The following is a 22158-nucleotide window of genomic DNA, read 5'->3' as shown; positions in this document are numbered from 1 at the left end:
ACTGTTGTACCGGATCGGAGCCCGCGGGAACCGCGCCCTCGTGACAACGCGTGGTTTCGGACGGACACGGAGTGCCCGAGCGGGGGGGCCACCGCGGTTCAGCGGCCCCGCGCGAACGCCTCCAGGATCCGGTCGGCGGCCAGCGCCGGCGTGAGCGAGCCGTCCGCGACCTCCCGCTCCAGCTCGGGGGCGATCTTGCGGACGTCCCCGTCGGCGTGCAGGTCGGCGAGCAGCCGGTCCCGGACCATCGCCCACGCCCAGCCGACGAGCTGGCGGCGGCGCCGCGCGTCCAGCTCGCCGCTCTCGCGCAGGGCGTCCTGGTGGGCGACGAGCTCGTCCCACACCCGGTCCAGGCCGCTGTCCTCCCGGGCGCTGCAGGTCAGGACGGGGATGTCGCGGCGCTCCTCACCGCGCAGCATCCGCAGGGCGCCCGACAGCTCCCGCGCGGCCCGCTTCGCCTCGATCTCGTGGTCGCCGTCGGCCTTGTTCACCGCGATGACGTCGGCCAGCTCCAGGACGCCCTTCTTGATGCCCTGGAGCTGGTCGCCGGTGCGGGCGAGGGTCAGGAACAGGAACGAGTCGACCATCTCCGACACGGCGGTCTCGGACTGCCCGACCCCGACCGTCTCGACGAGGACGACGTCGTATCCGGCGGCCTCCATCACCACCATCGCCTCGCGGGTGGCCCTGGCGACGCCGCCGAGCGTCCCGGCCGTGGGCGAGGGGCGGATGAAGGCGTTCTCGTCGGCGGCGAGCCGCTGCATGCGGGTCTTGTCGCCGAGGATGCTGCCGCCGGTCCGGGTGGACGAGGGGTCCACGGCGAGCACCGCGACCCGGTGCCCCCGTCCGGTGAGCGCGGTGCCGAGGGTGTCGATGAACGTGGACTTGCCGACCCCGGGCACGCCGGTGATGCCGACCCGGCGGGCGGCTCCGGCGTGCGGGGTCAGCTCGACCAGCAGCCGCTGCGCGAGCGCGCGGTGGTCGGGACGGGCCGACTCCACGAGCGTGATCGCCCGCGCGATCCAGGCGCGCGAGCCGTCCCGCACTCCGGCGGCGTAGTCCTCCAGCCCCCTCACCGGTCGCCGGTCTCCCCCGCCTTCGCGTGGCCGAGCAGCGCGGACAGGTCGTCCAGCAGGTCCTGCGCGGCGTCGGCGAGGACGGTCCCGGGCGGGAAGATCGCGGCCGCCCCGGCGGCGCGCAGCTCGTCGAAGTCCTGCGGCGGGATGACCCCGCCGACGACGATCATGACGTCCTCGGCGCCGAGCGCGGCCAGCTCCTCGCGCAGCGCGGGCACCAGGGTGAGGTGCCCCGCGGCGAGCGAGTTGACGCCGACGATGTGCACGTCGGCCTCCACGGCCTGGCGGGCGACCTCGGCCGGGGTCTGGAACAGCGGGCCCACGTCGACGTCGAAGCCGAGGTCGGCGAACCCGGTGGCGATCACCTTCTGGCCGCGGTCGTGGCCGTCCTGCCCCATCTTGGCGACGAGGATGCGGGGGCGGCGCCCCTCGGCGTCCTCGAACGCGGCCGTCGCGGCGCGCGCCCGCTCGATGCCCTGCGCGGGGCCCGCTTCGTCCCGGTACACACCGGAGATGGTACGGATCTGCGCGTGGTGCCGCCCCCACGTCCGCTCGAGCGCGTCGGAGATCTCGCCGACCGTCGCCTTGGCACGGGCGGCGTCGATGGCGAGGGCGAGCAGGTTGTGCTCCAGCCCGGGCGGGCGCTCGCCCCTCCCTGCGGCGTCGGCGGCGGCGGTGAGCGCGGCCAGCGCGGTCCCGACCGCGCCGTCGTCGCGCTCCTCGCGCAGCCGCCGCAGCTTCTCGATCTGCTGCGCGCGGACGGACGCGTTGTCGACCTTGAGGACCTCGATCTGCTCCTCGACCGCCACGCGGTACTTGTTGACGCCGATGACGGGCTGGCGCCCGGAGTCGATGCGGGCCTGGGTGCGGGCGGCGGCCTCCTCGATGCGCAGCTTCGGCAGCCCCTCGTCGATCGCCTTCGCCATGCCGCCGGCCTCCTCGACCTCGGTGATGTGCCCCCAGGCACGGCGGGCGAGGTCGTAGGTGAGCCGCTCGACGTAGTCGCTGCCGCCCCAGGGGTCGATGGCGCGGGTCGTCCCGGACTCCTGCTGGAGCAGCAGCTGCGTGTTGCGGGCGATGCGGGCGGAGAAGTCGGTCGGCAGCGCGAGCGCCTCGTCGAGCGCGTTGGTGTGCAGCGACTGGGTGTGGCCCTGCGTGGCGGCCATCGCCTCGATGCAGGTGCGGGCGACGTTGTTGTAGACGTCCTGCGCGGTCAGGGACCAGCCGGACGTCTGCGAGTGCGTCCGCAGCGACAGCGACTTCGGGTTCTTCGGATCGAAGCCCTTGACGAGCTTCGCCCACAGCAGGCGGGCCGCGCGGAGCTTCGCGACCTCCATGAAGAAGTTCATGCCGATCGCCCAGAAGAACGACAGCCGGGGGGCGAACGCGTCGATGTCGAGGCCCGCGTCGCGTCCGGCGCGGATGTACTCGACGCCGTCCGCGAGGGTGTAGGCGAGCTCCAGGTCCGCCGTGGCCCCGGCCTCCTGGATGTGGTAGCCGGAGATGGAGATCGAGTTGTACTTCGGCATCCGCTGCGAGGTGAACTCGAAGATGTCGGAGATGATCCGCATCGACGGCTGCGGCGGGTAGATGTAGGTGTTGCGGACCATGAACTCCTTGAGGATGTCGTTCTGGATGGTCCCGGCGAGCGCCTCCGGCTTCACCCCCTGCTCCCCGGCCGCCGCGATGTAGAGCGCCAGGACGGGCAGGACGGCGCCGTTCATCGTCATCGACACGCTCATCTTGTCGAGCGGGATGCCGTCGAAGAGCTGCCGCATGTCGAGGATCGAGTCGATCGCGACGCCCGCCATGCCGACGTCCCCGGCGACGCGCGGGTGGTCGGAGTCGTAGCCGCGGTGGGTGGCGAGGTCGAACGCGACCGACAGCCCCTTCTGCCCGGCGGCGAGGTTGCGCCGGTAGAAGGCGTTGGACTCCTCGGCGGTGGAGAATCCGGCGTACTGGCGGATGGTCCAGGGCTGCGTGGCGTACATGGCCGGGTAGGGGCCGCGCAGGTACGGCGCGATGCCGGGGAGGGTGCGCAGGAAGTCGGCGCCGCCGAGGTCGTCTCCCGTGTAGAGGGGCAGGACGCCAATACCCTCCGGGGTGTCCCAGATCTGCGCTTCGGGCTCCTTGCCGGTGGCCTCGACGACGGCCGCGCGCCAGCGGCCCGCCGCGCCGGCGGCGGACGGAGGGGGCCCGATCTCGATATCGCTGAAGTCGGGGATCATCGGTTCACTCCCAGCTCGTGGAGGGCGGTCTCCAGCACCTCGACGGCGTCGCACCCTGCGAACACGTTCGCGTCCACTCCCTCGTACGTTCCCTTGCCCGCGAGCCAAACCCGCTTGGCCCCCGCGTCCTTCAGCGTGCGGGCGGCGTCCGCCGCCTGCTCGGCGTACATCTTGTCGCTGGAGCAGACGCACGCGATCGCCGTCCCGGACGCGGCGAACTCCTCGGGGGCGCCGGTGACCGTCTCGAGCCCCCCGGCCTGGAACAGGTTCGCGGCGAAGGACGCGCGGGCGGTGTGCACGGCGATCGGACCGAGCGTCGCGAGGAACACCTTCGGGCGGGCGCCGGTGGCGTCCGCGTGGGCGTCGGACCGGTCGCGGAGGGCCTCGAAGTCCTGCGCGTAGGTGACGACGGGCAGACCGCCGCCCGGCCGGGCCCGTGCGGGCTCCCGCTCGGGGAGCTTCTCGGCGAGGTTCGGGAACTCGCTGACCCCGGTGAGCGGCGCCTTGCGGCGCGCGATGTCCTTGCGGCGCCGCGCCCAGGTCGCGGCGATCCGGTCGGCCACCGCGCCGGACTCGAGGGCGGCGGCGAGCCCACCGGCCCGCTCGATGTCGGTGAAGCGGTCCCAGGCGGCGCGGGCGAGGTCCTCGGTGAGCCGCTCGACGTACCAGGAGCCGCCCGCCGGGTCGACGACGCGGGCCAGGCTCGACTCCTCCAGCAGCAGCATCTGGGTGTTGCGGGCGATGCGGCGGGCGAAGTCGTCGGGCAGCCCGAGGCGCGCGTCGAACGGCTGGACGGTCACGGCGTCCGCGCCGCCCACCCCGGCGGCGAACGCGGCGACGGTGGTGCGCAGCATGTTCACCCACGGGTCGCGGCGCGTCATCATCGCCGACGACGTCACCGCATGGATCCGCGCGGACGTCCCCTCCGCCGCGCCGCTCACCTCGGCGACGCGCGTCCACAGCCGGCGGGCGGCGCGGAGCTTGGCGATGGAGGAGAACTGGTCGGCGTTGGCGGCCAGCCGGAACTCGATCTGCCCGAACGCCGCGTCGACGCCCAGCCCCGCCTCGGTGAGGGCGCGCAGGTAAGCGACCCCGGTGGCGACGGCGGCGCCGAGCTCCTCGGCGTCCGAACCGCCCGCGTCGTGGTAGGGGGTGCCGTCGGCGACGAGCGCGCGCATCCGCGGGAACTCGCGGGCGCAGCGCTCGGCGAGCGCGGCGGCCTCGCCGAGGGGGCGGGCGGTGCCGGTGCGAGCCGTGCGGCCGAGCGGGTCGAGCCCGAGGTTCCCGGCCGCGGCGTCGGTGTCGCCGCGCTCGGCCACCAGGGCGAGGAACGCCTCCGCGGCCGCCGCGCCGTGGTCCCCCGCGTCCAGGACGACGGGCGCGAGGCCGAGCAGGACGCCGCGGAGCGCGTCGGGAAGCGCGGCGACGGGCGGGCCCGCCTCGCCCAGCCGCAGCCAGATCGAGGTGGCGCCGGTCTCCAGGTCGGCGAGGATCGCCTCGCGGGTGACCGCCGGGTCGGGATGCTCGTGCAGCTGCCGGACGTCCCAGCCCGCGAGGCCCTCGCCGTCCGGGCGCACCTCGCGGACGTAGGGGGCGAGACCCGGCCGTCCCGCCGGTGCGTCCTCGGCGGTGTAGAGGGCCCCGATCGGCACGCCGTCGTACGACTCGCGGGTCAGCAGACCCTCGATCTCCCCGAGGGGGGTGTCGTCCGTCGCCGCGCCGGACTTGCGCAGCACCCCCTTCACCATCTCCCGCCACCGGTCCCGCTCGACCGGAGGGAAGGCGGCTGCCAGTTCGAGTTCTTCAGGCGGCACCGTCATGCCTGGATGGTAAGCGAGTGCATACCGGGCGATTGCGGGCGGGGTCCCGTTGGCCGGGAAGCCGGCCCGAACGGCCGCCGGACCGCCCGGAGGCCGCAGGTTAGGGGTCCGGTGATCGGGAAGGGGGCCCGCATGACCTTGGATTCCCTTCCCGGTGACCTCTATCACATGCAAGACCTTCTCGACGAGCGCGAGCAGGAGATCGTCGGGCGGGTGCGGACCTTCCTGGAGGAGAAGGTCGCGCCGATCGCGAACGACTGCTGGGCCCGCGCGGAGTTCCCGTTCGACCTGATCCCCGGCTACGCCGACCTGGGCATCGCGGGCCTGCCCTACGAGGAGTGCCCGGGCGAGCGCCCCAGCAGCCTGCTCACCGGCTTCCTCGCGATGGACATGGCCCGCGTCGACCCGTCCATGGCCACGTTCTACGGCGTCCACGCCGGGCTGGCGATGGGCAGCATCGGACGGTGCGGGTCGGCGGAGCAGCGCGAGCGGTGGCTGCCCGCGATGGGCCGGATGGAGAAGATCGGCGCGTTCGCGCTGACCGAGCCCGAGGGCGGGTCCGACGTGGCGCTGGGCCTGCGGACGACGGCGCGGCGCGACGGCGACCACTGGGTGCTGAACGGCGCGAAGCGCTGGATCGGCAACGCCACGTTCGCGGACCTGACCGTCGTGTGGGCCCGGGACGAGGACGACGGGCAGGTCAAGGGCTTCGTCGTCGGCAAGGACACGCCCGGCTTCACCGCCACCCGCATCGAGCACAAGATCGCACTGCGGACGGTGCAGAACGCCGACATCGTCCTCGAGGACTGCCGCGTCCCCGAGGCGGACCGGCTCGCCGAGGCCGGGTCGTTCCGCGACACCGCCGCCGTGCTCCGCCGGACCCGCAGCGGCGTCGCGTGGCAGGCCGTCGGGGTGATGCTCGCCGCGTACGAGATCGCCCGCCGGTACTCGATCGAGCGGGAGCAGTTCGGGCGGGTGATCGCCGAGTTCCAGCTCGTCCAGGACCTGCTGGTGGGGATGCTGGGCAACGCCACGGCCTCGCTCGGCATGGTGGTCCGGCTCGCGCAGCTGCAGGACGCGGGCATGTACCGCGACGAGCACTCGGCCCTCGCGAAGGCGTACTGCACCACCCGGATGCGGGAGGCGGTCGGCTGGGCGCGCGAGCTGATGGCGGGCAACGGCATCGTCCTGGACTACGACATCGGGCGGTTCGTCGCCGACGCCGAGGCGCTGTACTCCTACGAGGGCACCCGGGAGATCAACACGCTGATCGTCGGGCGCGCCGCCACGGGCCACGGCGCCTTCGTCTGACGGGTTCGTCTGACGGGATCCCCTTGCCGGCAAGCGGGAAGGCCTCGCCGCCGGGCACGGTGCACTGCGGGCACCCCGGGAACGCCGGTGCGGCCGGGCGTTGCTAGAGTTCCGGCACGGAGATCGACTCCCCACCGGAACTGCTAGAGGGAAGACAACGCGCATGTCGAGCGGCAGCCACGCCGGGCGCCCGAAGTCCTGGGTCGCCGTCACCATCATCTTCATCGGTTTCGCCATCGGCGGCGCTGGACTCGTCATGGGGCCGAGCTGGGTGGTCTTCGGCGCCGGCGCCGCGGTGATCGCGCTCGGCGGCGCGGTCGCGCTGGCCGTCGACATCATGAGCGACGTCGTCGTCGACGAGCCCCGCGCGTAGCCGGGCGCGCGGAACGTGTTCGGTCGCCCGCCGCTGGAGGAGCGGATCGCCGCCCGGCAGCGCGAGCTCGGCCCGCTGAAGCAGGGAAAGTACTTCCCGCACGGCCCGGCGAAGATGCTCTTCGTCGTCAGCCTGGCGATCGTGGTCGTCACCCACCTGGCGGCCCTCGCGGTGCTCTGGATCGACGCGGGTCCCTGACACGCCGACAAGGCAGGTGCCAAGCCGCCCTCCGTCACGTACCGTCGAGATGATGTGCCGTCGCGGTGACAGGTCTGCGAGGTGACAGGCCGCCCGCGGCGCGCACGAGCCGAGGTGGTGGGATGGCGCCGCGATTCGGAATCGAGGAAGAGTACTTCGTCGTCGATCCGGGCTCGCGGGAGGTCGTTCCCCGCGCCGCCGACGTGGTGCGCCGCGCGGGCGCGGCCTTGGGCGAGCGGGCGTCCACCGAGCTGGTCGGCTTCCTCGCCGAGGCCAAGACCCCGCCCTGCGACGACCTGGTGAAGCTCGAGGAGCAGATCCGGTCGATGCGGGCGGCGATGGCGGACGCCGCCGCGGCCGAGGGCCTGCGGCTCGCCGCGACCGGAACCCCGGTGCTCGGCGATCTCGTGCCGGCGCCGATCAGCGCCGGTCCCCGGTACGCCGAGAGCCTGGCGACCTACCGCGGCCTGGACGACGAGCAGAGCATCTGCTCGTGCCACGTGCACGTGGAGATGCCCGACCGGGAGCGCGCGGTCCTCGTCGGCAACCATCTGCGCCCCTGGCTGCCGACGCTGCTGGCGCTGGCGGCCAACTCGCCGTTCTGGGCGGGCCGCGACACCGGGCACGCCTGCTGGCGGGTGCTGGCGTGGGCGCGCTGGCCGGTGGCGGGCCCTCCGCCGTACTTCGCGTCGCTCGCCCACTACGAGGACATCGTCGCGTCGCTGCTGGAGTGCGGCGCCCTCATGGACACCGGGACGATCTTCTGGGACGTCCGGCCCTCCGAGCGGCTGCCGACGGTGGAGGTCCGGGTCGCCGACGTGGCGCTCACCGCCGCGGACGCGGCCGCCCTGGCGGGGCTCGTCCGGGCGCTGGTGGAGTCGGCCGCCGCGGCGGTGGACGCCGGCGAGCCCGCACCGGATCCGCCGCAGGAGATGCTGCGCGCCGCGTACTGGCTGGCGGCGCGGGACGGCGCCGCCGGGACGGGGGTGGACGTGCGGACGGGGCGTCCGGCCGCGCACCGCGACCTGGCCGCGGACCTGCTCGCCGGCGCGGGTCCGGCGCTGCGCGAGAGCGGCGACGCGGAGCGCGTCACGCGCGGGGTCCGGCGGCTGCTGGCGGGCGGTACGGGTGCCGAGCGGCAGCGCGCCGCGCACCGCAGGCGCGACCGGCTCACCGACGTCGTGGACGCCGCGCTGCTGCCGGACGGGCCGATGCCCCGCACACCGCCGGTTCAACCGGAGCCGTAGCGGGAGCGGCGCGATCCGCCGTGTCTCTTCGCAGGCAGGTGCGCCCAGATGCGTTCCTCCGTCTCGGTCATGGGGCAGCCGAGGTGCCGGGGCCACCGCCCGGCCCGGCGGTCCCGGCACCGCCGGGCCGGCTGGGAACGTAGCGAATATGTTGCATTCGACCCGTTTTCGCACCATGCCACCGGGTAACCGATAGGTGAACAGCGTTCACCGACACGGGGGCACACCATCGACGGGGTCCATGCCGCAGCACCCCCCGGGCGCGCGTACGCTCGGGCGGATGCGGGAGAAGGGGAGACCGAACGGGACGGCGAGGCGGTGACGGCCGCGGCGTCCGGCAGCGGGGCCGGCGGGGCGTTCGCGCACCCGGCCCTGTTCTACGAGAGCGACGACGAGTACCTGGCGGGGACCGTGCCGTTCGTCCGTGCGGGCGTCGCGGCGGGCGAGCCGGTCGCCGTGGCCGTGCCCGGCGTGCGGCTGGGCCTGCTGCGGGACGCGCTCGGCGGGGACGATCCGGACGCCGCCGCCGCGTCCGTGACCTGGCTCGACATGGCCGAGGCGGGACGCAATCCGGGCCGCATCATCCCCGGTGTGCTGCACCGCTTCGCCGACCGGCACCCGTCCCGGCGGGTGCGGATCATCGGGGAGCCGATCTGGCCGGGCCGGTCGGAGACCGAGTACCCGGCCTGCGCCCAGCACGAGGCGCTGATCAACCTGGCCTTCGCCGGTCGCGACGCGTCCATCCTGTGCCCGTACGACGCGGCCCGGCTGGACGAGCGCGCGCTCGCCGACGCCCGCGTCACCCATCCGGTCCTCATCGACGCCGAGGGCGAGCACGACAGCCCTTACTACGCCCCGGAACGCGTCGTCCGCGACTACAACCGGCCGCTGCCGCCGCCCGCCGAGGCGTACCGGATCGAGTTCGACCTCGCCGCCCTGCCGCGGGTCCGGGAGTTCGCGTGGGCCTGGGCCACCCGGCTCGGCCTCGGTCCCGGCGCGGCGGGCGACCTGGAGCTGGCCGTCAACGAGCTGGCCGCGAACTCCTGCCTGCACGGCGGGGGGACGGGCACCGCGCGGATCTGGGCCGAGGACGGCCGGGTCGTCTGCGAGGTCCGGGACGCCGGGACGATCGCCGACCCGCTGGCCGGGCGGATCCCGGTGGCGATGAGCCCGCACGGGGGCCGCGGGATCCTGCTCGTCAACCACCTCGCCGACCTGGTGCGCATGCACACCGGCCCGGGCGGCACGGTGATCCGCGTCTACATGCGCAGGTGAACGGGGGCGGCGCCCGTCCGGGACGTCCCGCCCGGAAGGTCCCGGTTCAGGGGGCGAGCGCGCGTCCGATCCCGGCGAGCGACTCGGCGAGCAGCGCGGGCCTCGCCTCGGAGGCCGCGTACTCGGCCAGCGTCGCGGCGATGAACAGCGCCAGCACCCGCGCCGCCCGTTCCCGGTCCGGCGGCACCGGCCCGTAGGCGTCCAGGAACGCCGCGCGGTCGTCCCCGGCGAACGCCGCGTAGGCCAGGGACAGGTCCACGGCCGGGTCGGCGAGGCACACGTCGCCCCAGTCGATCACGCCCGACGCCGCACCGCCGGGGCCGAGCAGGACGTGCCGGACGTGCAGGTCGCCGTGCACGATCACCGGCTCCCCGGCGGGCGGGACGGCGTTCTCGCGGGCGGCGCCGACGAACGCGTCGACCGCGGGATCCCGTTCCCACAGGCCGCGCGCGGCGAGCCGGTCCAGGCGCTCGGCCGCCGGCGTGGCCCGGTAGGCGGGGTCGCCGCGCCGCAGCGGGTCCACCGGCAGCCCGGCGCCCGCGGTCCGGACGAGCGCAGGATCGTGCAGGACGCGCAGGAACCGGCCGACGGCGGCGCCGATCGCCGCGCGGCGCCCGTCCGGCGGCCGCACCTCCGCCATCTCCCGGCCGGGGACGAGCCGCGCGCCCCAGAACGGCCACGGGAATCCGCCGCCCGGCTCCCCCACGTAGCGCGGCACCGGGATCGGCAGCGGCAGGCCGGGCGCCAGCGCGGCGAGCGTCGCGATCTCCCGCTCGACGCCCGGCACCGCGATCTTCCGCCGGGGGAACCGGAACGCCCAGTCGCCGCCGACGCGGAAGACCGTGTTGTCCCAGCCGGTGGCGAGCGGCTCGACCGGCGCGCCGCGCAGCTCCGGGAACCGCTCCCCCACCAGCGCCGCCGCCGTTTCCGCCGTGATCTCGTGCTCGGCCGCCCACTCCATGGGCACGACGCTAGCGCGCGGGCGGCGCCGCCGGCTCGCGGTCCGCCCCGGCGGGCACCGCCGGGGCGACGTCCTGCGGCGGCGGGGGCTCGCGGCGCCCGGTGAGCCAGACGGCGGCGACGACGAGGGCGCAGCCGGCGAGCTGGGCGGGCGCGGGCCGCTCGGCGAGGACGGCGGCGCCGAGCAGCACGGCGAGCACCGGCTGGAGCAGCAGCAGCGCCCCGCCGACCTCGGCGCGCAGCCGCGGCAGCCCGGCGTTGATCAGCAACCAGCCGCAGACCTGGCCGGTCACCGCCAGTGCCGCCAGCCAGCCGAACGCGGCCCAGCCGGGCGCCAGGTCGACGCCGTGCCACGGGGCGCCGACCCCGACGGACGCCGCGCCCGCGCCGACCGTCGCCAGCAGCACGGACCGCGCCCGGTGGGAACCCCGGCGCCCCGCGACGCGCGTCAGGAACAGGTACCCGCCGTAGGCGACGCCGGCGCCGGCGCCGTACAGGGCGCCGAGCACCGGTTCGGCCGTGCGGGGCCCGTGGTCGGCGAGGCCGGCGGCGAGCCCGACGCCCGCCAGCATGACCGGGACGGCCACGGCGAACGCCCGGGACGGCCGCTCGCGGAACACCGCGAGCGCCAGCAGCGGCACCACGACGACCTGCACGTTGACCAGGACGGTCGCGATCCCCGCGCCGACGCCTTCGATGGCGGCGCCCCACAGCACCAGGTCCACGCCGAGGAGCAGCCCGGCGGCGACGTCGAGGCCACCGCCCCGCGCGGGCCCGGCGCGGCGCCGTTCCCACCGCACGAGCGGCAGCAGCAGCGGCACCGCGAGCGCGCAGCGCCAGAACGCCGCCGTCCCGCCGGAGACGCCGGAGAGCCCGACGAAGATCGCCGAGGCGGAGATGAACGCGGCGCCGGTGATGACCGTCAGCCGTGGATCGACCTTTCGCACCCGCTCCACGCTGCCGCGCCCGAACGGTTAGCACAAGCGACGATTATTAAGCGAGAATCAGTAGGATCACTACCGTGACGATGAACGTGGAACGGTTGCGCGCCCTGCACGCGGTGTCGGTGCACGGCACGATCGCGGCCGCCGCCGAGGCCCTGCACGTGACGCCGTCCGGGGTGTCGCAGCAGCTCGGGAAGCTGGAGCGGGAGACCGGGCACCGGCTGCTGGAACCGCGCGGCCGGGGCGTACGGCTGACCGGCGCCGGGCACGTGCTGGCGGGGCACGCCGCGCGGGTGCTGGCCCAGCTGGCGGCGGCCCGCGCGGAGCTGGACGGGCTGCGCGAGGACGCCGTCGGGCCCGTCCGGCTCGGCTCGTTCGTCACCGCGGCCAGGTCGGTGCTCCCGCCCGCGCTCCTCGCCCTGCGGGAGCGGCACCCCCGCCTGGCCCCCACGCTGCAGGAAGGCGAGGCGGAGACGATCCTGCCCGCGCTCGTGCGGGGCGACATCGACGTCGCGGTGGTGGAGAGCTGGGACACCCTGCCGACCCCGATCCCCCCGACGGTGTCGCGGCTGCTGCTGTCGTCGGACGTCATCGACCTCGCGCTCCCGGCCGGGCACCCGCTCGCCCGGCGGCGGTCGGTGGACCTGGCGGAGCTGCGCGGGATGCGGTGGGCGGCCTGGACGGCGGGCGGCACCTGCGAGCGGCAGCTGCTGCAGACGCTCCGCGAGCACGCCGCCGACCCGGTGATCGTCTGCAACGTCGCCGACTACCCGACGCAGCTCGCCTTCGTGGCCGCCGACCTGGCCGCCGCGCTCGTCCCGCGGCTCGGCCGCGACCCGGTCCCGGACGGCGTGCGGATGCTCGCCACCCGCCCGGTCGTCCGCCGCAAGATCTACGCGGCGTGGCGGACGGACGCCGACCGTCCGGCGGTCCGGGCGTGCGTGGAGGCGCTGCGCACGGTGGCGGAGCGGCTCACCGGCGAGCCGTCCGCCGGCTGAGCCCGACGCTCGTCGCGCCCGGCGCTCACGCGCGGCGCTCACGCATGCGGGGGCGCGGCCACCGCACCCGGCCGCGCGGCTTGAAGACCGACAGGCCGGTGGCGGTCAGGAGCATGGCGAGCTGGGCCGCGACCACGGCGACCTCCCGCCAGCGGCGCGCCGCGGACGGAAGGGTCCCGTCGGCCACCGCACCCGCCATCGCCTCGGGCTGCCCCAGGAGCGCCCCGAACAGGATCGTGGTGACCAGCAGCAGCAGCTTGGCGAACACCCACCAGTGCCGCAGCACTCCCCACCTGCTGCCGAGCCCGAGCGCGATGCCGCTCGCCAGCGAGATGAAGCTGAGCGGGATCCCGCCGCCGAACACCAGCACGGTCACGAGCCGGTAGGCCGGTTCGACGAGCGCGGCGTCGGTGGTCAGGGTCGCGGTGAGGTTGAGCAGGACCAGGCCCCATACGGAACCGGCCAGCGCGACGGACGCGACGACGTGCACCAGCACCAGGGTCTTGCGGACGGCCGGGCGCGGACGCCACGCCCGGCCGGCCGGCCCGGCCCCCGGAGCGGCCTCCCGGACCGGTGCTTCTCCCCGAACGGACATCTCGACTCCTCACTCTCGGCGGCGACACCGCGATCGTGCGAGGTCGCCGCGGCCGCCGTCGTCCGGTGCGCGGATGCTCCGCGCGTCCGGCATCGGGCGCAGAAGGCGCGCGGAGGCCTGCGCCCGGGGCGGTAGCCCGCCGGGCGGGATGCCGAGACTTGACCGCGACGCGGGTGTAAACCGGACATGACGGGAATGAAGCCTGCGCCCGAACTCACCCGATCCTTGTGGGGAACGATGCGTTTTCTCGCTCGCGCGCACCAGATGCCCGCCCGGCTGGTCGTGGGCGCCTTCATCTTGAACTCGGGGCTGTCGAAACTGAAGGGCGACCAGGGGACGGCCGACTACATCCACGGGACGGCCAAGACCGCGTACCCCTTCCTGGCGTCGCAGGATCCGCAGAAGTTCACCCGGACGCTCGGGACGGCCGAGGTCGCGCTCGGCGGGGCGCTGATGGCGCCGTTCGTCCCGACCGTGCTCGCGGGCGCCGGGCTCACCGCGTTCGCGGGCGGGCTGACGGGCCTGTACCTGCGGTTGCCCGGGATGCGGGAGAAGGGGAGCATCCGCCCCTCCCAGGACGGCGTCCCGCTCGCCAAGGACACCTGGCTGATGGGGCTCGGGGCGACACTGGTCCTCGAGGAGGTGGCCCGGTCCCGCGAGGGCGGCCGCGGCCGCCGCGGGCACCGCCGCTGCCGGTAGCCCCTCCCGCCCGGGGACTACCGCCCCGGGCGTATGGCGAGATGCGCCATACGGGCGGACGGAACGTCGGCGCATCCCGACAAGGCATCACACCACTGGTCAAATCTCTGTCATGGCCGGAAACGGTCAACGCTCCCGGCACTTCCCGGGGATGCCCGTACCGCCGCCGAGGGCCGTCGGCACCGGCCTTCCTGCGATGTCGCACGCCCGAACGCGGGCGCGGCCGGCCCGCCGCCGAAACGCGCGTGGCCCGATGCGGTCACGCGCCGCCCGCTTTTCGGTCGGCCCGGCCCCCGGCCCCGGCGCGAACCGCGCTCCGCGCCCTACCGTCGATGGCAGCCACCGCACTTGCTCCGCAGAGGAAGGCGACAGGTGATGCCAGTCACGGCCACGAGCGGCACGGACCCGCGCCGGGGGCCCGCGAACGAACGCGCGCCGGCCTCGCGCGCCCCCGGAACACCACCGAACGGAGCGCCGCCGACCGCAACACGGGCGCGCGGAACGGTGTGGGGAACCCCACCCGAGCACGCGCCGGGCCCGGCGCCCGACCTGCGCCGTCCGGGCCTCGCGCGCGTCCAGGACTGCCTCCTCGGCGGCAAGGACAACTACGCCGCCGACCGCGACCTCGCCGGGCGGCTCCTCGAGGTGCTCCCCGGCGCGGCCGCGGCCGCGCGGGAGGGCCGCGCGTTCACGGCCCGCGCGGTACGGGCGCTCGCGGGGCGCGGCGTACGGCAGTTCCTGGACCTCGGCTGCGGCCTGCCCGCGGACGGCGCGTCGCACGAGAACCTCCACGAACTGGCCGCCCGGTACGTCCACGGCGCCCGCGTCGTGTACGTCGACGCGGACCCGCTCGTCATCGCGCACGCCCGCGCCCGGCTCGCCGCCGACGGCGTCGCGGCGCTGCGGGCCGACCTGCGCGACCCGGCGGCGATCCTGGCCAGCCCGGAGGTGCGGCGGCTGATCGATCCCACCGAGCCGGTCGCGCTGGTGTTCTCGTCCGTCCTGCACTTCCTGCCCGATCCGCACCGGCCCGTCGCCGCGCTGGCGGCGGCGGCCGCGCCGGGCAGCGCGCTCGTCGTGACGCACGCCACCGGGGACTTCGCACCCGGCGCGATGGCCGAGGCGGCGCGGCTGTACCGGGACGCGGGCGTCCCGCTGCATCCGCGCGGCGCCGCGGAGGTCGCGCGGCTGCTCGGGCCGTTCGAGCCGCTGCCGCCCGGTGTCGCGCCCGCGGCGCGCCGGCCGGACGGCCGGCGCCCCGGGCCGTGGCCCGCACCGGCCGGACCGCCCCTCCTGTACGCGGCGGTGGGCGTCCTGCCGGGCTGATCCGGGCACGAACCGGACCGCGACACGCCGCGGTCCCACCACCTGGCGTTCAGCGGACGTTCAGGGGGCGCTGGGCGTAGCACCGGGGACGGGCGCCTAGGGTGGCCGGAATGCCGGCGAACACTCTGACCCCACCGGACACCCGAGTCGACGCGACCGCGGCAGGCCGGCCGCGGATGGGCTGGCTGGACGCCCTGCGCGGCATCGCCGCCCTCGTGGTGGTCTTCGAGCACTCCCTCGACGTGCTGCTGCCCGAGGTCCGCGCCACCGCCAGCCCGTGGTTCGATTTCGGACGCTACGGCGTCTTCGTGTTCTTCCTCGTCAGCGGCTACGTGGTGCCGTTCTCGCTGGAGCGGCGCGGCAGCGTCCGCGCGTTCTGGATCGGCCGGTTCTTCCGGCTGTACCCGGCGTGGGGGGTGTCGGTCGCGTTCGCGCTGGCGCTCGCCCTGGCCGGATTCTCCTACGGGCTCCCCGCCGCGCTCGGCGACCGGCCGTGGACGGCCGCGCTCGCCCACCTGACGATGCTGCAGGACCTCCTCGGCGTGCCCAACGTCGTGAACGTGTTCTGGACGCTGTCCTACGAGATGATCTTCTACCTGCTGGTGACGGCGATGTTCGTCGCCGGGGCGAAGCGGGCCAGCGCGCGGGTCGCGCTCGGCTTCGCGGTCGCGGCCGCGCTGCTCGGCGTCGTGCTGCCGTCGCAGCTGCTCGCCGCCCGCTGGCCGGACGGCACGACGCTCGTCGCCGCGCTCGTCCTCGCGGCCGGGCTGGCGGCGCTGTTCGGCGGCCGGGCCGTCCGGCGGATCGGGGTCGCGGTGGTGGCGACCCTGGCGCTGACGCTGCTGGTGCTGAACAGCCGCATCGGCGGGGTCGAGAGCCTGTGCATCATCGCGACGATGTTCGCCGGCACGGCCGTCCGCGCCCTGCAGGACGGGCGGCTGCGGGCCTGGCCGGCGGCCGCGATGATCGCGGTGGTGCCGGTGCTGACGCTGCTCGCGGGGCTGCGGCCGCCGCCCACCTGGTCGCAGCACGGCCACCCCGCGTCGCTCGGCCTGGACTGGTCGCTGGCGGTCGCGGCGGCGTGGCTGACCTTCCTGGCGGGCCTCGCCCTGCGGCACCGGGCGATGCCGCGGGTGCTGGTGTGGTCGGGCCTGGTCAGCTACTCGCTCTACCTGCTGCATCCGCTGGTGATCCAGGCGGTGTGGGCGGCCGCCGGGCGCGACCCGGGGAACCTGCCGGTGCCCGAGCGGCTGGCCTGGGGCGCGGTGCTGGTGGCGGGCGTCCTCGCTTCGGCGGCACTGGCGTACGCGTACGTGGAAAAGCCCGCGCAACGGCTGGGTAAACGGCTTACCCGGCCCCCAGGGTGACAGCGGTCACTCCGGCCGCCTAGGGTGAGGCCGTCCCACGGAGGGAGGTCTCGTGGTCGGTCCCCTGCCCGACGAACTGCCCGGCATGCTCCGCCAGCATGTGCAGGAGGCCGCCCGGGAGATGGAGCGGGAGATCCGCGAGCAGGTCCCCGAGTACTCCGGCGACGACGGCGAGTACGCGGAGCGGATCGAGCGCGCGGTCCAGGACGCCGTCGCGTTCTACGTCGACTCGGTCGACCATCCCGACGCCGACCCCCGCAAGCTCACCGAGCTGTACACGCGGCTCGGCGAACTCGAGGCCCGGCAGGGGCGCAGCCTGGACGCGCTGCAGACGGCGATGCGGGTGAGCTGCCAGGTCGCCTGCCAGCGGTTCATCATGGACGCCTACCGGCTCGGCTGGTCGCGGGAGACCTTGGGCCGCCTCACCGACTCGCTGTTCATGCTGGTGTCCCGGATCGCCGACGCCGCCGCCCAGGGGTACGCCCGCGAGCAGGGGCATCTGGCGACCGCGCGGGAGCGCCGCCGCGAGCGGCTCCGCGACATGCTGATCATCGAGCCGTCCCCCGGTCACGAGACGATCGCCGAGCTGGCGATCGCGGCGCGCTGGGACCTGCCGAAGAACATCGGGCTGGTCGCGCTCCCGTCGGGCGCGCCCGCCGGGGCGCGGATCCTGCCGCCCTCCGTGCTGGCCGACTGGGACGCGCCCATCCCGTTCCTGGTGGTGCCCGACCCGGACGGTCCCGGCCAGGAGCGGCTCTGGCCCGCGCTGCGCCGGCTCGGCACCGCCGCGATCGGCCCGACGGTGCCCGTCGCCCAGGGCGCGGTGTCCCTGCGGTGGGCGCGGCACGCGCTGACACTGATCGAGCGCGGGATGCTGCCCCGCGAGGAACTCGTCCGCTGCGCCGAGCACGTCTCCGCACTCGCGACGCTGGCCGCCGAGGAACTCGTCGGCGCGACCGCGGGGGCCGTCCTCGGCCCGCTGCTCGAACTGCCCCGCTCGCGCCGGCAGCCGCTGGCCGAGACGCTGCTGACCTACCTGCAGTCGGGCGACAACGCCGTCGTCGCGGCCGAACGGCTGCACATCCACGAGCAGACCGTCCGCTACCGGCTCCGCCGCATCCACGAACTGACCGGCGGCCGGTTCACCGAGCTCGACGGCCGGCTGGACGTGATGCTGCTGCTCAGCTGGCTCGTCCGGGCGGGCCGGGCCGAAGGGCGCTGACCGGACGCCCGGACGCGCCCGCCGGACGGCGCGTCAGAGGAAGGCCGCGACGCGGGCGGCGAACTCCTCCGGGGTGACGATCTCGACGCCGAGCTTCTCGGCCTTGGCGCGCTTGGACCCGGACTTCTCCCCCGCGACGAGCAGTGACGTCTTCGCCGACACCGACGACGACGCCCGTCCCCCGGCGCGTTCGATGAGCTCGTTGACCTCGTTGCGGGAGAGCCCGTCGAGGGGGCCGGACATCGCACCGGTCGCGACGATCGACAACCCGGCCAGCGGGAGTCCGGCCGACGCCTCCGCCGTCTCCTCCCCGGTCTCGTCGGCCACGCCTTCCGGCACGGCGGACGACCGCCCGGTCACACCCGGCTCGGTCATGTTGACCCCGGCGGCGACGAGCTTGTCGATCAGCGGCGCCAGCGCGGCGATCTCGTCGATCACGGTCGTCGCCCGTTCGGGGCCGATGCCGTCGACCTCCTGGAACGCGTCGGCGTCGGCGGCGCGGATCGCGTCCATCGTGCCGAAGTGCCGCGCGATGCGCCGGGACATGGAGCGCCCGGTCAGGCGCACGCCGAGGGCGCAGAACACCTTGTTCAGCGGCTTGGTCTTGGCGGCCTCGATCGCGGCGAGCAGGTTCGCGGTGCTCGTCTCGCCCATGCGCTCGAGCCCGATGATCTGCTCGCGGGTGAGGACGAAGAGGTCGGCGAAGTCCTCAATGAGGCCGGCCTCGACGAGCTGGTCGATGCGGCTCCCGGCGAGGCCCTCGATGTCGAGCTGGTCGCGGCCGACGGCGTAGCGGACGGACGCGACGGCGTGGCAGTCGCGTCCGCGCACGCAGCGCCAGCGCTGCTGCGAGCGGTCGATCTCGTCGCCGCAGCGCGGGCACGCCGCCGGGATCTCGATCGGCTTCTCGGCGCCGGTGCGCAGGTGCGCCACCGGCGCCTCCACGCGGGGGATCACGTCTCCGGCCTTGTAGACGGTCACGTGGTCGCCCAGCAGCAGCCCCCGCCGCTCGATGTCGGCGGCGTTGTGCAGGGTCGCGTACCTGACGAGGGAGCCGTCCAGCTCGACCTCCTCCAGCTCCGCGCGGGGCGCGATGACGCCGGTGCGGCCGACGTTCCACTCGACGCCGATCAGCCGGGTGATCTTCTCGGCGGCGGGCAGCTTGTAGGCGACGGCCCAGCGCGGCGCCCGGGAGCCGAGGCCGGCGTCGGCCTGGTCGGCAGCCGCGTCCGCCTTGATCACGATGCCGTCGATGCCGAAGTCGAGCTCCGCGCGCAGCGCCGCGATCTCCTCGACCCGGCGCAGCACGTCCCCGGTCGTCGCCGCCGTCACCCCCGGGACGGGCGTCGCGGCGACGGTGTGCGCGCCGAGCTCGGCCACCAGCTCCATGACGGCGCTGTGCGGCAGCTCCCGCAGGCGCTCCGCCAGCTCGCCGGCGGTGCCGTCCATGGGCAGCGCCCCGTAGGCGAAGAAGGTCATCTCCACCTGGTAGGCGCGGTCCCTGGCGCGCAGCGACCCGGCGGCGGCGCTGCGCGGGTTGGCGAACGCGGCCTCCCCGGCGCCGGTGCGCGCCTCGTTGCCGGCCTCGAACTGGGCGCGGGTCATCAGCACCTCGCCACGCAATTCCACGGTGACCGGTTCGGCGAGCCGCTCCGGCAGCCCGACGATCATGCCCCTGCCGTGCGAGACGTCCTCCCCGGCCGTCCCGTCGCCGCGCGTCACCAGCCGGACGAGCCGCCCGCCGGAGTAGCGGGCGGAGATCGCGAGGCCGTCCAGCTTCGGCTCCACGCTCCACGTCCCGACGTCGCGGCCGATGCGGCGGGCGACCCCGGCGGCCCACGACTCCAGGTCCTCGGCGGAGAACACGTTGTCCAGGCTCAGCATGGGGACGGTGTGCGGCACGTCCCCGATCACCGCTCCGCCGGCCACCTTGCCGGTCGGCGAGTCCGGCAGGACGTGCTCGGGGTGCGCGGTCTCGTAGGCGGCGATGCCGCGCACGAGCCGGTCGAACGCGTCGTCGTCCAGCGGCGAGTCGCCGCCGCCGTAGTAGGCGGCGGACGCGGTGACGGCGGTCTGGACGGCGGCGGCGTACGCGGCCTGGTCGCCGATCTCGGTCGTGGGGGCCGGTGTCTCGGTCATGCCCTCATCTTCCCCGCCGGCACCGACATTTCCGGCACCGACTTTCCGGCCTCTCACCAGCCGCGCCGCCCCGGATCACGTGGGCGTTCTCCGGGAGCCCGCCTCCGCCTCGTCCCCGCTTCCGGCGGAGAGTTCGTCGAAGGCGCGCGCGAGCCCGGCGGCGAAGCCGTCCGCCTCGGGCAGCAGCCGCGGTTCGGCCGTCACCGCGACGTGCAGCGACCCGTTCCAGCTCAGCGCCCCCACCGCCAGCGGCACGCCGTCGGCCAGCGGCAGGATCGGGTGGACGTCGCCCAGCGGCGCCCCGGCGAGCGACATCGGGACGTCCGGACCGGGCATGTTCGACACGATCGCGCCGAAGAACCGGTCCCGGTAGACGGCACGGGCGGCGCGCGCGTGCAGCGGCGGCGGCAGCGCGCCGAGCAGCCGCAGCACGGCGGTGCTCGCCACCGCCCGCCCCGACGCCCGGCGCCGCTCGGCGGAGCGGTGCACCACCGCGAGCCGGTCCCGGAGGGGCCGCCGGTCGACCGGCACGTCCAGGCGCAGCGCGGCGGTCAGGTTGCCGGGGACGGCGGTGCGGCCGCGTCCCGGCGGGGCCGGGGCGCGCAGCGTGACCGGGACGGCCGCGCGCAGCGACCGCCCGCCCGCCGGTTCGCCGCGCCCGGCCAGCACGCCGGCGACGACCTCGCCGACCAGCGCGAGCAGCAGGTCGGTGACCCGCACGCCCGCGTCGCGGGCGGTGGCGCGGACGCGGTCCAGCGGCAGCGTCGCGGTGGTGTGGCGGCGGCGGGGGCCGAGCGGCCCGGCGAACGCGACGGCGGGCGCGGCGCCGTCCCGGGCGAGCGCGACCAGCCCGGGGACGACGGCGGCGGCGCGCACGAGCAGTCCGGGGCCGCGCGGGACGTCCGCCTCGGGCAGCCGCGGCTCCAGGATCCCGCGCAGGATGTCGACGACGCCGATCCCGTCGGCGATCGCGTGGTGCATGACGATCACGGCCGCGTCCCGGCCGCCGGGCCCGCCCCGCACGAGGCAGAACCGCCAGAGCGGGCGGTCGCGATCCAAAGGGGTCGCCGCCAGCCGGGCCACCACCTCGTCCAGCGGGCCGCGGCCCCGCCCGGCGGGCGCGTCGACCTCGATGACGTGCCGGTCGAGGTCGATGTCCGCGGCCGGGACCCAGCGCGGGCGGCGCAGCCGTCCCGCCGGTGCGACGCGCTGGGTGAGGCGCGGCAGCCGCGGCAGCCGTTCTGCCATCAGGGCGCGGACCCGCTCCACCGAGGGCCCGGGCCCGGCGAACTCGGCGACACCGCCGACGACCTGCGGGACGCCGCCGTCCTCGACGTACAGGAAGAACGCGTCGGGCGCCGCGACCCGCTGCCCGCGTCCGGACGTGCCGGGTTCACGCGTCCGGCCCCGCCGACCCGCCCGGCCGCGGCGGCGCAGCAGCCGGACGCGGACCGCCTCGACGGCCGCGGCGGACGGGACGAGCAGCAGCCCGGCCGGGATGTCGATGACGTAGTGCGCGGCCGTGGCGACGATGACCGCGCTCGTCACCGCCAGGTGCAGGACGCACGCCCACAGGACCGCGGGCCCGCAGCGGGCGCGGACGGCGGCGGCACCGATCCAGGCGATCCAGCCGATGTGCAGGCTCGGCATGGCGGCGTACGGGTTGGCGCCCGCCGACACCACGCCCGTGCCCCAGGTGGCGGGCGGGTGGTGGACGGCGATGATGTCGAGGTACCCGCCGCCGGGCAGCAGGCGCGGCGGGGTGACCGGCCACAGCGCGAAGCACACGATCGCGATCAGCGTCATCCAGATCAGCGTGTTGCGCGCCCAGGGGTACGCGGGGCTCCGCCGCCACCACAGGTACCCCAGGAACCCGAACGTGCCGACGACGTAGGTGGTGGCGTACTCCCACGCGGCAAGGACGCCGAGCCACTCGTGCCGCGCCAGGGCCTCGTTCAGTGAGCGCTCGACGTCCAGCCCGGTCCGCCGCTCGAGATCGAGGAGCAGCCGGCCGTTGGCGTCGGCGGCCGCGCGGTCCGCGGCGAACGCCTTGGTGAACACCGCGTACACGCCGAAGACGAGCAGGCCGACGGCGATCTCGCGCCCCGCCGAGGCGGCGCGGAACCGCCCGCGGGCGTGCCCGCGGGCGGCTCCGCGCCCGTGTCGCCTCACGCCGTCCTCCCCCGGTCCGGCCGTCCCCACACCGATCATTCTTCCCAGGTTGGGCCGCGAGTCCACGGCCGATCGGCGCCCGGACCCATGTGGGTTTCTCCGCGAAAAACCACAGATGCCCCCTTGACTCGGGCACGCTGTAGGCATAAATACAAGAGAACAAGCTTAAACGGGAGGAAACCAACATGGATTCGGGAACGTGCGGCGC

The 22158-nt window shown here is 75.4% G+C and carries 18 protein-coding genes; 10 read left to right on the top strand and 8 right to left on the bottom strand.

Annotated elements, in window-relative coordinates:
• Window positions 1–98: 98 nt before the first annotated feature.
• The 3 genes from meaB to F7P10_RS40955 are packed head-to-tail and all read right to left on the bottom strand — an operon-like array spanning window position 99 to window position 5124.
• Entirely contained in the window at window positions 99–1076 is a 978-nt protein-coding gene (gene meaB, locus F7P10_RS40965) for a methylmalonyl Co-A mutase-associated GTPase MeaB (RefSeq protein WP_151017459.1), read from the bottom strand.
• Window positions 1073–3304, bottom strand: a complete 2232-nt coding sequence (gene scpA, locus F7P10_RS40960) for a methylmalonyl-CoA mutase (RefSeq protein ID WP_151017456.1) — start codon at window positions 3302–3304, stop codon at window positions 1073–1075. The genes meaB and scpA overlap by 4 nt, the downstream gene beginning before the upstream one ends.
• Window positions 3301–5124 carry a methylmalonyl-CoA mutase subunit beta gene (locus F7P10_RS40955; protein WP_151017454.1) on the bottom strand — a complete coding sequence of 608 codons (1824 nt, stop codon included), beginning with the start codon at window positions 5122–5124 and terminating at the stop codon, window positions 3301–3303. Before F7P10_RS40955 ends, scpA begins: the two co-directional genes overlap by 4 nt.
• Before the next feature lie 132 nt (window positions 5125–5256).
• On the opposite strand from F7P10_RS40955, the gene F7P10_RS40950 reads away from it, so the two are divergent.
• The 5 genes from F7P10_RS40950 to F7P10_RS40930 all read left to right on the top strand — a co-directional run bounded on the left by F7P10_RS40950 (window position 5257) and on the right by F7P10_RS40930 (window position 9528).
• Window positions 5257–6435 carry an acyl-CoA dehydrogenase family protein gene (locus tag F7P10_RS40950; RefSeq protein WP_151017452.1) on the top strand — a complete coding sequence of 393 codons (1179 nt, stop codon included), beginning with the start codon at window positions 5257–5259 and terminating at the stop codon, window positions 6433–6435.
• A 163-nt stretch (window positions 6436–6598) separates the two neighbouring features.
• Window positions 6599–6808 carry an HGxxPAAW family protein gene (locus F7P10_RS40945; RefSeq protein WP_151017450.1) on the top strand — a complete coding sequence of 70 codons (210 nt, stop codon included), beginning with the start codon at window positions 6599–6601 and terminating at the stop codon, window positions 6806–6808.
• A gap of 15 nt (window positions 6809–6823) precedes the next feature.
• Window positions 6824–7006 (top strand): hypothetical protein, encoded by a 183-nt coding sequence (locus tag F7P10_RS40940; RefSeq protein WP_151017448.1) that lies wholly within the window; start codon window positions 6824–6826, stop codon window positions 7004–7006.
• 122 nt (window positions 7007–7128) lie between these two features.
• Window positions 7129–8253: a glutamate--cysteine ligase gene (locus F7P10_RS40935; RefSeq protein ID WP_151017446.1), complete on the top strand. Its 1125-nt coding sequence runs from the start codon at window positions 7129–7131 to the stop codon at window positions 8251–8253.
• A 318-nt stretch (window positions 8254–8571) separates the two neighbouring features.
• Window positions 8572–9528 carry a sensor histidine kinase gene (locus tag F7P10_RS40930; protein WP_151017444.1) on the top strand — a complete coding sequence of 319 codons (957 nt, stop codon included), beginning with the start codon at window positions 8572–8574 and terminating at the stop codon, window positions 9526–9528.
• Between the two features lie 46 nt (window positions 9529–9574).
• Here the strand turns inward: F7P10_RS40930 and F7P10_RS40925 are convergent, their stop codons facing one another.
• Window positions 9575–10489: a phosphotransferase gene (locus F7P10_RS40925; RefSeq protein ID WP_254716281.1), complete on the bottom strand. Its 915-nt coding sequence runs from the start codon at window positions 10487–10489 to the stop codon at window positions 9575–9577.
• 10 nt (window positions 10490–10499) lie between these two features.
• A complete protein-coding gene (locus F7P10_RS40920; protein ID WP_254716280.1) occupies window positions 10500–11435 on the bottom strand; it encodes a DMT family transporter in 936 nt (311 codons plus the stop codon).
• 80 nt (window positions 11436–11515) lie between these two features.
• On the opposite strand from F7P10_RS40920, the gene F7P10_RS40915 reads away from it, so the two are divergent.
• The gene (locus F7P10_RS40915; RefSeq protein WP_151018636.1) at window positions 11516–12430 is read left to right on the top strand and encodes a LysR family transcriptional regulator; all 915 of its coding nucleotides are present in this window, start codon (window positions 11516–11518) and stop codon (window positions 12428–12430) included.
• A 25-nt stretch (window positions 12431–12455) separates the two neighbouring features.
• On the opposite strand, the gene F7P10_RS40910 is transcribed toward F7P10_RS40915, so the two are convergent.
• Complete coding sequence (locus tag F7P10_RS40910; protein WP_151017438.1) at window positions 12456–13025, bottom strand: hypothetical protein; 570 nt, start codon at window positions 13023–13025, stop codon at window positions 12456–12458.
• A 237-nt stretch (window positions 13026–13262) separates the two neighbouring features.
• On the opposite strand from F7P10_RS40910, the gene F7P10_RS40905 reads away from it, so the two are divergent.
• The 4 genes from F7P10_RS40905 to F7P10_RS40890 all read left to right on the top strand — a co-directional run bounded on the left by F7P10_RS40905 (window position 13263) and on the right by F7P10_RS40890 (window position 17639).
• The gene (locus tag F7P10_RS40905; protein ID WP_151017436.1) at window positions 13263–13724 is read left to right on the top strand and encodes a hypothetical protein; all 462 of its coding nucleotides are present in this window, start codon (window positions 13263–13265) and stop codon (window positions 13722–13724) included.
• 504 nt (window positions 13725–14228) lie between these two features.
• Window positions 14229–15050: an SAM-dependent methyltransferase gene (locus F7P10_RS42985; protein WP_176611841.1), complete on the top strand. Its 822-nt coding sequence runs from the start codon at window positions 14229–14231 to the stop codon at window positions 15048–15050.
• A gap of 110 nt (window positions 15051–15160) precedes the next feature.
• A complete protein-coding gene (locus tag F7P10_RS40895; RefSeq protein WP_151017432.1) occupies window positions 15161–16417 on the top strand; it encodes an acyltransferase in 1257 nt (418 codons plus the stop codon).
• A 52-nt stretch (window positions 16418–16469) separates the two neighbouring features.
• Window positions 16470–17639, top strand: a complete 1170-nt coding sequence (locus F7P10_RS40890) for a CdaR family transcriptional regulator (protein ID WP_151017430.1) — start codon at window positions 16470–16472, stop codon at window positions 17637–17639.
• 33 nt (window positions 17640–17672) lie between these two features.
• Here F7P10_RS40890 and ligA read toward each other — a convergent pair whose 3' ends face one another.
• Together ligA and F7P10_RS40880 are read right to left on the bottom strand one after the other, a co-directional pair.
• Window positions 17673–19778: an NAD-dependent DNA ligase LigA gene (gene ligA / locus F7P10_RS40885; RefSeq protein ID WP_151017428.1), complete on the bottom strand. Its 2106-nt coding sequence runs from the start codon at window positions 19776–19778 to the stop codon at window positions 17673–17675.
• Window positions 19779–19853: 75 nt separating this feature from the next.
• Window positions 19854–21950 (bottom strand): phosphatase PAP2 family protein, encoded by a 2097-nt coding sequence (locus tag F7P10_RS40880; protein ID WP_176611840.1) that lies wholly within the window; start codon window positions 21948–21950, stop codon window positions 19854–19856.
• Between the last annotated feature and the right edge of the window lie 208 nt (window positions 21951–22158).

This window comes from Actinomadura sp. WMMB 499 (assembly GCF_008824145.1).
Lineage (GTDB): Bacteria > Actinomycetota > Actinomycetes > Streptosporangiales > Streptosporangiaceae > Spirillospora.
Note: the sequence above shows the minus strand (reverse complement) of the source record. Positions and strands in the feature narration are given on the sequence as shown.

Bases quoted from the DNA above. Each gene is read 5' to 3' on its own strand.
- F7P10_RS40895 (WP_151017432.1), top strand. From the start codon at position 15,161: ATGCCGGCGAACACTCTGACCCCACCGGACACCCGAGTCGACGCGACC.
- ligA (WP_151017428.1), bottom strand. From the start codon at position 19,778: ATGACCGAGACACCGGCCCCCACGACCGAGATCGGCGACCAGGCCGCG.
- F7P10_RS40915 (WP_151018636.1), top strand. From the start codon at position 11,516: ATGAACGTGGAACGGTTGCGCGCCCTGCACGCGGTGTCGGTGCACGGC.
- F7P10_RS40925 (WP_254716281.1), bottom strand. From the start codon at position 10,489: ATGGAGTGGGCGGCCGAGCACGAGATCACGGCGGAAACGGCGGCGGCG.
- F7P10_RS40950 (WP_151017452.1), top strand. From the start codon at position 5,257: ATGACCTTGGATTCCCTTCCCGGTGACCTCTATCACATGCAAGACCTT.
- scpA (WP_151017456.1), bottom strand. From the start codon at position 3,304: ATGATCCCCGACTTCAGCGATATCGAGATCGGGCCCCCTCCGTCCGCC.
- F7P10_RS40910 (WP_151017438.1), bottom strand. From the start codon at position 13,025: ATGTCCGTTCGGGGAGAAGCACCGGTCCGGGAGGCCGCTCCGGGGGCC.
- F7P10_RS40905 (WP_151017436.1), top strand. From the start codon at position 13,263: ATGCGTTTTCTCGCTCGCGCGCACCAGATGCCCGCCCGGCTGGTCGTG.
- F7P10_RS40955 (WP_151017454.1), bottom strand. From the start codon at position 5,124: ATGACGGTGCCGCCTGAAGAACTCGAACTGGCAGCCGCCTTCCCTCCG.
- F7P10_RS40935 (WP_151017446.1), top strand. From the start codon at position 7,129: ATGGCGCCGCGATTCGGAATCGAGGAAGAGTACTTCGTCGTCGATCCG.
- F7P10_RS40945 (WP_151017450.1), top strand. From the start codon at position 6,599: ATGTCGAGCGGCAGCCACGCCGGGCGCCCGAAGTCCTGGGTCGCCGTC.